This is a genomic window from Streptomyces swartbergensis (assembly GCF_002148965.1).
Taxonomy (GTDB): domain Bacteria; phylum Actinomycetota; class Actinomycetes; order Streptomycetales; family Streptomycetaceae; genus Streptomyces; species Streptomyces swartbergensis.
This window is the reverse complement of the sequence record NZ_NGFN01000792.1, coordinates 1-823: the sequence shown is the minus strand read 5'-3', so window position 1 is coordinate 823 and position 823 is coordinate 1. Positions and strand designations below refer to the sequence as shown.

The 823-nt window shown below is 71.4% G+C and carries 2 protein-coding genes and 1 pseudogene; all 3 read right to left on the bottom strand.

The window, feature by feature from the left end:
• A pseudogene (locus CA983_RS46045) lies at window positions 1–278 on the bottom strand (hypothetical protein); the annotation flags it as partial.
• Window positions 232–486, bottom strand: coding sequence for a helix-turn-helix domain-containing protein (locus CA983_RS44375; protein ID WP_086606177.1), 255 nt, complete (start codon window positions 484–486; stop codon window positions 232–234). The gene CA983_RS44375 and the pseudogene CA983_RS46045, both read right to left, overlap by 47 nt.
• A gap of 11 nt (window positions 487–497) precedes the next feature.
• A partial coding sequence (locus CA983_RS44370; protein WP_341866746.1) for a hypothetical protein occupies window positions 498–823 on the bottom strand: 326 nt, incomplete at its 5' end.

The window sequence follows — 823 nt, the reverse complement described above, 5'->3', positions numbered from 1 at the left end:
GCCTGGAACTGCTGACGGCCGTGCGGCATCGCCTGCTTGTTCACGATGCGGTGCGCGCTGCTGCGCGGCAGAGCGCCGTACCCGCCCGCCCGCTGTTCCATGGTGCGCAGGGGCGGGGAGCCGGCCTTTTCGTACAGCTCCACCAGGGCCGCGCCCAGGTCGACGACGTCGCGGATGAACTGCGGGCGGGGGGCGGGGCGGCCGCGGCCGCCCCGGGCGAGACGGGTTTCCTCATAGCGGGCGTGCTTCCACAGACGTCGTTTCCTCGGGCGATGCATCGCACGCCCGCGCATAGCTGAGTACGGTCTGCAGCTTGGGCACGGTGTCGCCGGAGGCGGCCCGCTGCAGAGTCGTGGCGTGGCAGCCGGCCCGCACCGACAGGGCCCGGTAGCCCAGGCCGGTACGGTTCCGCATCTCGCGGAGCCACTCCTGCAGTTCCCGCAGTGCCTTGTTGCTGGTGGTGATGGGGCTTTCGGGACGACACATGAACCGTCACCTCACGCAGCCGGGGCCAGCAGGGCGCACAGCGCCGCCCTGAGGCCCCGAGCAGAAGCTCCGGTGAGCAGACCGACCAGCAGGACAGCGACCAATCCGGCGCCCACGAGCAACTGCRGTACGACGGTCATGGTCATCCCGGCGAACGTGACCAGGGCGGCGGCCATGGCGATGACGACGATGATGACGATGGCTTCGGCGCCACCGAGGCGCCGGCGGAACGGGGTGCCGCTCTCCACGCAGGAAACGGCGGGACGGGACTTCGGCACAGGGGCCTCCCTGTTGTCGGTCCGGCGGCCCGCGGCCGCCGGACACCTGCTGCTGACTC

Coding starts and splice junctions, on each gene's coding strand:
- CA983_RS44375 (WP_086606177.1), bottom strand. CDS start 486: ATGTGTCGTCCCGAAAGCCCCATCACCACCAGCAACAAGGCACTGCGG.